This is a genomic window from Promicromonospora citrea, assembly GCF_013004695.1.
GTDB lineage: Bacteria > Actinomycetota > Actinomycetes > Actinomycetales > Cellulomonadaceae > Promicromonospora > Promicromonospora citrea.
Window position 1 is genome coordinate 1 of record NZ_JABEMG010000167.1, and the last position, 8,022, is coordinate 8,022.

Annotated in this window: 7 protein-coding genes; 2 read left to right on the plus strand and 5 right to left on the minus strand. The window is 72.3% G+C overall.

The genetic code is table 11. The features are described 5' to 3' along the window. Nucleotides 1–177 precede the first annotated feature (177 nt). Complete coding sequence (locus HLB15_RS20975) at nt 178–978, minus strand: TspO-related membrane protein (RefSeq protein WP_171108310.1); 801 nt, start codon at nt 976–978, stop codon at nt 178–180. Between the two features lie 113 nt (nt 979–1,091). Here HLB15_RS20975 and HLB15_RS20980 point away from each other — a divergent pair, with 113 nt between their 5' ends. Continuing rightward, nucleotides 1,092–2,567 carry an SDR family oxidoreductase gene (locus HLB15_RS20980; protein ID WP_171108312.1) on the plus strand — a complete coding sequence of 492 codons (1,476 nt, stop codon included), beginning with the start codon at nt 1,092–1,094 and terminating at the stop codon, nt 2,565–2,567. A gap of 111 nt (nt 2,568–2,678) precedes the next feature. Here the strand turns inward: HLB15_RS20980 and HLB15_RS20985 are convergent, their stop codons facing one another. The 4 genes from HLB15_RS20985 to HLB15_RS21000 are packed head-to-tail and all read right to left on the minus strand — an operon-like array spanning nt 2,679 to nt 7,498. After that, a complete protein-coding gene (locus HLB15_RS20985) occupies nt 2,679–4,358 on the minus strand; it encodes a glycoside hydrolase family 13 protein (protein WP_171108315.1) in 1,680 nt (559 codons plus the stop codon). Between the two features lie 54 nt (nt 4,359–4,412). Continuing rightward, complete coding sequence (locus tag HLB15_RS20990; protein ID WP_171108317.1) at nt 4,413–5,234, minus strand: carbohydrate ABC transporter permease; 822 nt, start codon at nt 5,232–5,234, stop codon at nt 4,413–4,415. After that, nucleotides 5,231–6,169, minus strand: a complete 939-nt coding sequence (locus tag HLB15_RS20995; RefSeq protein WP_171108320.1) for a carbohydrate ABC transporter permease — start codon at nt 6,167–6,169, stop codon at nt 5,231–5,233. Before HLB15_RS20995 ends, HLB15_RS20990 begins: the two co-directional genes overlap by 4 nt. Before the next feature lie 54 nt (nt 6,170–6,223). Continuing rightward, nucleotides 6,224–7,498 (minus strand): ABC transporter substrate-binding protein, encoded by a 1,275-nt coding sequence (locus HLB15_RS21000; protein ID WP_171108323.1) that lies wholly within the window; start codon nt 7,496–7,498, stop codon nt 6,224–6,226. Between the two features lie 109 nt (nt 7,499–7,607). Between HLB15_RS21000 and HLB15_RS21005 the strand changes: the two genes are divergently transcribed. After that, the coding region (locus tag HLB15_RS21005) for a helix-turn-helix domain-containing protein (RefSeq protein WP_311979604.1) at nt 7,608–8,022 on the plus strand (415 nt) is incomplete at its 3' end.

Sequence of the window (8,022 nt, forward strand, 5' to 3'; positions counted from 1 at the left end):
TCGCCCTGGTGATGAACGGACGACCCCGCAAGGTCCTGGACTGGCACACACCCTACGAAGCAATGAGCAAGCTACTCTCAGCCGACACAACCGGTGTTGCAACCACCGATTGAATCCGCCTAGTCACGTGGCGAGGTAGTCGTGACTACCTCGCCCTTTGACTACCTCGCCCTGTGACTACCTCGGCGCGGGCGCGGCGACCGTCCGGTGGCGCACGCCGATCACCAGCGTCGCGCCCAGCACGACGGCGGCGGCGGCCGCAGCGGCCCACGCCGCGGGCGCAGACTCGAGCTCGCCGCTCGACCGCCCGACGGCGATCCACGTGAGCCCCCACGCGATGGCCGCGCCGACGGCGAACCGCCCGCCGCCGCGGACGGCGAGCGCCACGCCGAGCCCCGCCACGACGACGAGGACGGCCACGGCCCAGCCGTCGGGCCCGAGACCGGCGCCGCCGAACCCCGAGGCGGCCAGCGCGGCGGCGATGTTGGCGACCGTCGCGACGCACACCCAGCCCAGGTAGATGCCGAGCGTGCCGTCGACCAGCACGCGGTCGAGCAGCCCGTCGGGGCGGGTACGGGTCAGGATCACGAAAATGCGCCCGAGGAGCGCGAGCAGCGCCGCGATGACGAGCACGCTGCCCCAGAGCAGGCCCGCCTGGACCACGAGGATCCACGCGGCGTTGAGCAGCATGCTCCCGGCGACGGGCAGGCGCAGCTGCCGCTGCCGCTCCTGCGCCACCGGGAACCACTGCAGCACGGTGTACCCGGCGAGCCCCGCGTACACGACGCTCCAGACCGAGAACGCGCCCGACGCCGGTGCCACCGGCGTCGCCGCCGAGTCCAGCGCGCCGCCGGCGGCATCGGCGATCGGCGTCCCGCCGAACAGTCCCACGCCGATCATCGACCCGACCAGGCACACCAGGTAGCTGAAGGTGACGGCGACCTGCCTGCCTCTGTCCGCGGACCTCTCCTGCGCCATGGGTGCTCCCCCGCTCGTCGTTCCGCCGGCCCGGGAGGCCACCGGCGGAGATCATGTCTAGCCTAACTAGTAATCTGCCAGACTTCCTGATCTTTCGAGGGTGGGTGGCCAGCATGACCCAGGTCCTGGTGACTGGCGCGACGGGATACATCGGCGGGCGACTGGTGCCCGAGCTGCTGGACGCGGGCTACGCCGTGCGCGTGCTCGTGCGACACCCCGAACGGCTCGCGGCGCGCGAGTGGTCCGACCGCGTGGAGGTCGTGACGGGCGACGCGACGTCCCGCGACGACCTGCGCGGCGCACTCGACGGCGTCGACGTGGCCTACTACCTCATCCACGCGATGGCCGGGGGCGGCGGGTTCGCCGAGCGGGACCGCAGCACGGCGCGCGGCTTCGCCGTCGTCGCCCGCGAGGCGCGCGTCGGCCGGGTCGTCTACCTGGGCGGCCTGCACCCCGACGACGAGCGCCTGTCGCCCCACCTCGAGTCCCGCCGCGAGGTGGAGGAGATCCTGCTCGACGGCGGCGCCCCGACCGTGGTGCTGCGCGCCGCCGTGATCCTCGGGTCGGGCAGCGCGTCGTTCGAGATGATGCGGTACCTCACCGAGCGCCTGCCCGCGATGGTCGCGCCGCGCTGGATCGACAACCGCATCCAGCCGATCGCGGTGCGCGACGTGCTGCGGTACCTCGTCGGCGCCGCCACGATCCCGGCCGACGTCAGCCGGGCTTTCGACATCGGCGGCCCCGACATCCTGACCTACCGCGAGATGATGCAGCGCTACGCCGCCGTCGCCGGCCTGCCCCGCCGCGTGATCCGGGCGGTGCCCGTGCTGACGCCGCGGCTGGCCAGCCTGTGGGTGGGGCTCGTGACGCCGGTGCCACCGGGCATCGCGCGGCCGCTGGTGGGTTCGCTCGTGCACGAGGTCGTCGCTCGCGAGGACGACATCCGGCAGTACGTCCCGGACCCACCGGCCGGCCTGCTCGGGTTCGACGAGGCCGTGGGCCTTGCGCTGACGCGCATCCGGGAGCTCGACGTGCGGACGCGCTGGTCGTCGGCGTCGACGCCGGGGGCGCCGTCGGACCCCCTGCCCGACGACCCCGAGTGGACCGGCGGGAGCCTGCTGGTCGACGACCGGGCGCGCCCCGTCGACGCGTCCCCCGAGGCGCTGTGGACGGTGATCGAGGGCATCGGCGGCGCGCACGGCTGGTACTCGTGGCGCCTGGGCTGGGTCGCGCGCGGCCTCATGGACCGGTTGTTCGGCGGGCCGGGGCTGCGGCGCGGACGCCGCGACCCGCACCGCCTCGCGCCGGGCGACGCGCTCGACTGGTGGCGCGTCGAGACGATCGACCCCGGCCGCCTGCTCCGGCTCCGCGCCGAGATGCGGCTGCCGGGGCTGGCGTGGCTCGAGCTGTCGGTGGAGGACTCGGGCGCGGGCCGGCCGACCTTCCGCCAGCGTGCGATCTTCGTGCCGCGCGGCCTGCTCGGCCAGCTCTACTGGTGGGGCATCAGCCCGTTCCACGGCATCGTCTTCGGCGGCATGCAGCGCAACATCGCCCACGCGGCGGAGTCGGCGCCGCACAGGGCGAGGTAGTCACAGGGCGAGGTAGTCACGACTACCTCGCCCGGTGACTACCTCGCCAGACGACTACCTCGCCACACGACTACCTCGCCACATGACTACCTCGGCGGGGCCGGGAAGCGGTCAGGCGCGGAGCCAGGCCGTCGTCGCGCCCGGGAGCTTTCCGTCCTCGAGCGGGGCGCTGGTCAGCAGCACCTCGCCCGCGGGCAGGTCGACGGGCTCGTCGCCGAACGCCGTGACGTTCAGCCAGCCGTTCGGCCGGCGGAACGCGAGCACGTCGTCGCGGCCCGTCTCGACCCAGACCATCTCCTCGTCGGTCTGCAGCTCGCGGCGCAGCTCCAGGGCCCTGCGGTACAGGTTCAGCGTCGAGCCGGGATCGCCGTCCTGCACCTCGACGGCGTAGTCACCGAACCAGTCCGGCTGCGGCAGGTCCGCCGGCCCGGAGCCGAACCCGAACGAGGCACCCTCGCGGGTCCAGGGCAGCGGCACGCGGCAGCCGTCGCGGCCGACGTCGACGCCAGGGCTCCGGAAGAACGTCGGGTCCTGGCGCGCCTCGTCCGGCAGATCGGGCACCTCGTGCAGCCCGAGCTCCTCGCCCTGGTACAGGTACGACGAGCCGGGCAGCGCGAGCTCGAGCAGGGACGCCGCGCGGGCCCGGCGCAGCCCCAGCTCACGGTCGAGCGCCGGCGCGGCGCCGCGGGCCAGGAGCCACTTCTTGCCCTGCTTCTCGCGGACCTCGCCGTCGGCGGTGCGGCGCGGCGGCAGGCCGTAGCGCGTGGCGTGCCGCACGACGTCGTGGTTGGAGAACACCCACGTCGTCGACGAGCCCGACGACGCCGCGAGCTCGAGGTTGAACGTGATGATCTCGCGGAACTGCGCGGCGTCGAAGTCCGCCTCGAGCAGGTCGAAGTTGAACGCCTGCCCGAGCCCCTCCGCGCTCGCGTACCGTGCGCGGCGGTCGGCGGCCACCCACGCCTCGGCGACGGCGGTGCGGGGCGGGTCGTAGGAGTTGAAGACCCCGCGCCACTCGGCATAGATCTCGTGCACCTCGTCGCGGTCCCACAGCGGGTGGTTCCCGTCCCACGGCATCGCGTCGAGCTCGGCCTGACTGGGCAGCTCGTCGCCGAGGTCCTTGGCGAGCCCGTGCGCGACGTCGACGCGGAACCCGTCCACGCCCCGGTCCGACCAGAACCGCAGCGTGTGCAGGAAGTCCGCGCGCACCTCCGGGTTCTTCCAGTTGAGGTCCGGCTGCTCGGTCGCGAAGTGGTGCATGTACCACTGCCCGTCACCGACCGGCTCCCAGGCCGGCCCGCCGAACGTCGACGGCCAGTCCGCGGGCGGCTCGGCGCCGTCGGGCCCCTTGCCGTCGCGGAAGATGTAGCGGTCGCGCGCGGGCGAGCCCTTGGGCGAGGCGAGCGCCTCCTGGAACCAGGGGTGGCGGTCGGAGGTGTGGTTGGGCACGAGGTCGACGATCAGCTTGATGCCGGCGCCGTGCAGCGCGGCGACGAGCGCGTCGAAGTCCTCGAGCGTGCCCAGCCGCGGGTCGACGTCGCGGTAGTCGTCGACGTCGTACCCGCCGTCGGCGAGTGCCGACGGGTAGAACGGGCTGAGCCACACCGCGTCGACGCCGAGGCGCCGCAGGTACGGCACGCGCTCGGTGATGCCGGGCAGGTCGCCGAGGCCGTCGCCGTTGGCGTCCGCGAAGGCCCGCGGGTAGATCTGGTAGACGGCGGCCTGCCGCCACCAGGTGGCGTCGCTCGCGCTCTCGTCCGGGGTCAGGCGGGTGTCCATCACTTCGGTCATGGGGTGATCGGTCTCCTTGCTCGGTCTCAGACGTGCGGTACTGCGGCTCTCGGGTTACTTGACGGCGCCCTGGGTGACCCCGGACATCACCCAGCGCTGCGTGAACAGGTAGACGACGATCGCGGGCGCCATCGCCATGAGGTAGGACGCGAACGCCACGTCGTAGTTGCTGGAGAACTGGCTCTGGAAGATGTTCTGCACCACGGGCAGGGTCTGCAACGCGGGATCCGCGGTGATCATCGACGGCATCATGAAGTCGTTCCAGGACGCGAGGAACGCGAAGATCCCCACGGTCGCGCTCATCGGGGCCAGGAGCGGGAAGACGAGCCGCCAGAACACCTGCCACGTCGTCGCGCCGTCGAGCCGCGCGCTCTCCTCGAGCTCGGCGGGCAGCGAGCGCAGGAACGCCGTGTACAGCAGGGTGCTGAACGAGAGCTGGAACATGACGTGCAGGATCGCGACGCCCGCGGGGTTGTCGAGGCCGACGAGCCCCGTGAGCCGCACCTGGGACAGCGCGAGCACGGGGAACGGCAGGAACATCGCGCCCAGCAGGTAGAAGAACGACCAGCGGAACAGCCGCCGGTCCCAGTTGCGCGCGACGGCGTAGGAGGCCGCGGAGCTGAGGATCACCGTTCCGACGACGGACACGAGCGTGACCAGCACCGACACCGTGAAGGCTCGCGGGAAGGACGTCAGCCGCCAGGCCTCGGCGAGGGCGTCGAAGGTCGCGGGCGACGGCAGCGAGAAGGCGTTGCCGTCCACGGCCTGCTCGCCGGTCTTGAACGCCATGGTGACGGTGACGTACAGCGGCACCAGGACGGCCAGCGTGCACAGCAGCAGGGTCGCGGTGACGGGGACGTCGACGCGCCGGCTCATCGGACCGCCACCCGTCCGCGCGTGAGCCGGAGCTGGAGCAGCGCCAGCACGAGGGCGATGAGGAAGAAGATCGTGGCGTTCGCCATCTGGTAGGCGTAGTCGCCGCCCTGGAACCCGGAGAAGATCGTCATCGCGACGCTGCGGGTCGCGGTGCCGGGCCCGCCGTCGGTGAGGCCGACGATGACGTCGTAGGCGTTGAGGAAGTTCTTGAAGCCGATGACGACGTTGATCAGCACGTACCCGGCCAGCAGGGGCAGCGTGATGGTGCGCAGCTGCCGCCACCCCGACGCGCCGTCGATGCTCGCGGCCTCGTACACCTCGTCGGGGATCGACATGATGCCCGCCGTGTAGACGAGCAGCGCCGACGGCACGGCCTGCCACGCGGTGACGACGACGATCGCCGTCCACGCGAGGTCGGGGTTCGCCAGGAGGCTGGTCTGCAGCGCCTCGAGACCGAGCGCCGACCCGAACCGCGGCAGCGCGGTGGAGAACAGGAAGCTGAACACGTACGCGATGACGATGCCGGAGACCACCATGGGCAGCACGAACACGGTGCGCAGCGCCGCGCGGGCCGGGATGCGGGCGGCGAGCCCGATCGCGAGCAGGAACGCCACGACGTTGACGACGAGCACCGTGACGAGCGCGAACCCGACCGTGAAGCCGTAGGAGGAGAGGATCGCGGGGTCGGTGAACAGCACCGCGTAGTTGGTCAGGCCGATGAAGCGGTACTCGCCGAAGCCGATGGAGTCGGTGAAGCTGTACACGACGCCCATGACGGCGGGCAGCGTGATCGCGAGCGTGAACAGCGCGACGGTGGGCAGCAGGAACAGGTAGTACGTCGCGTCGACGCGCCGTCGTCGGGCGGGACGCGCCGCGGCACCCGTGGCCGGGGCCGCGGCGGTGCGGCTCGCGGCGGGTGCGGCGTGGATCGCCATGTGGAGTCCTCGGGACGTAGGGGCAGGGCGGGAACGGGTCAGGGCGGGAACGGGTCAGGAGCGGCGGGCCAGTCGGGCCCAGTCGGCGTCGAGGGTGCGCAGCACGGTGTCCGGGTCGGCGCCCGTGACGAGCGACTGCACGTAGTTGTGCAGCGGGATCGACTCGGGCACGAGCTGCGACGGGCCGAGGTAGAACTGCGCCGCGTCGTAGTAGGGCTGCACCTCGACCAGGGCGGGGTGCGTGACGGGCGGCGCGTCCGTCGTGACGCCGAAGCCGAGGTTGTCGGCGTTGTAGGTGTCCACGACGTCCGGCTGCAGCAGGAACGACACGAGCTCGCGCGCGGCCTCCTGCCGCGGCGACATCTCGGGGACCCACAGCGCGAGGTCCACGTTGACGCGCACCTTGCGGTCGGCCGGGTCCTCGGTCATGGGCAGCGGGAAGACGCCGACGTCGAGCTCGGGCGACGTCTTGGCGATCTCCGCGAGCGCCCACGGGCCCTGGAAGTACATGGCCGCCTCGCCCCGGGCGAAGGCGAGGTTGCCGTCGCCGTAGCCCTTGTTCGCGGCGTCGGGGTTGACGTAGCGCGTGAGGGTGAGCATGCGCTCGACCGGCTCGCGGAACTGGTTCCGGAACGAGACCGGCGAGTCCGGGCCCGTGTCGGCGCCCTGCTCCGCGAGCGCCTGGAAGAAGGCCGTGACGTCGACCATGCCGCCCGCCGTGTAGTCGAACAGGCCCTGGCCGATGGTCCACGGCTCGGTGTACGTCGCGTAGATCGGCGTCACGCCCGCACCGGCCAGCGCCTCGCACACGTCGAGGAGCTCGGACCACGTGGTCGGCACCTCGAGGCCGTGCCGGTCGAAGATCTCCCGGTTGTAGAGCACGCCCGCCACCATGAGCGAGTAGGGCAGCACGCTGGTGCGGCCCGGGTAGGACGCCGTGAGGCCGATCAGCGGCAGCAGGTCGGGGTTGACCCGGTCGGCCTCCGGCATGTCGCCGAGGTCGCTGAGGGCGCCGTGCTCGACGAACCGCGCGATCTCGAAGTTGTAGTTGGAGCACCCGAGGTCCGGCGGCGCGCTGCGGGCGAAGCCGGCAGAGAGGTCGGTCGTCACGTCGTGGGCGACCCGGATGCCCGGCCGCTCGTCGCGGAACCGGGCCAGCAGCTCGTCGAAGTAGCCGATGACCTCGGGCTTGGACTGGTAGAAGGACACGGCTGCCGACCGCCCCGACGGGGCGCACCCCGTCAGCGCGAGACCGGCACCGACGAGGCCCGCGGCCAGGAAGGACCGCCGGCTCGGTCCCTTCGACGGTGAAGGGGAGGGTTCGGGCACGTGATCGTCTCCTTGCGTTCCGCCCCGCTCCGGCACTGGCACGAGGTTTAAATCTAGTGACTAGATTTACTCGCACGATCATGTACGCCGCCCAGGTTAGAGTCAAGGGGTGGACTCCTACCCCGTGGCCAGCTCGGCGCGGCTGCTGCGGCACACCAACGCGGCCGCCGTCCTCCGGCTCGTCTGGGACCGGCCGACCTTCACGGCCAGCGACGTCATGGCCGACACCGGCCTGACGCGCTCGACCGTGCTCGCGCTGTGCGACGAGCTCGTGGCCCGCGGCTGGGTCGGCGAGCTCGACGACGCGCGGGCCGCCGGCGAGTACCGCATGGGCCGCCCGGCCCGTCGCTACGCCTTCGCACCCCGGGCGGGCCGCGTCGTGGGGGTCGACGCCGGGCAGCACCACGTGACCGCCTCCGTGGCCGACCTGCGCGGCGCCGTCCTGGCACGCGCCGTCGAGGAGCTGCGGGCGGACGCCTCCCCCACCACGCGCGTGCGCGCCGTCCGCCGAGCCATCGAGCAGG

Bases quoted from the DNA above. Each gene is read 5' to 3' on its own strand.
- HLB15_RS20985 (WP_171108315.1), bottom strand. From the start codon at position 4,358: ATGACCGAAGTGATGGACACCCGCCTGACCCCGGACGAGAGCGCGAGC.
- HLB15_RS20990 (WP_171108317.1), bottom strand. From the start codon at position 5,234: ATGAGCCGGCGCGTCGACGTCCCCGTCACCGCGACCCTGCTGCTGTGC.
- HLB15_RS20980 (WP_171108312.1), top strand. From the start codon at position 1,092: ATGACCCAGGTCCTGGTGACTGGCGCGACGGGATACATCGGCGGGCGA.
- HLB15_RS20975 (WP_171108310.1), bottom strand. From the start codon at position 978: ATGGCGCAGGAGAGGTCCGCGGACAGAGGCAGGCAGGTCGCCGTCACC.
- HLB15_RS20995 (WP_171108320.1), bottom strand. From the start codon at position 6,169: ATGGCGATCCACGCCGCACCCGCCGCGAGCCGCACCGCCGCGGCCCCG.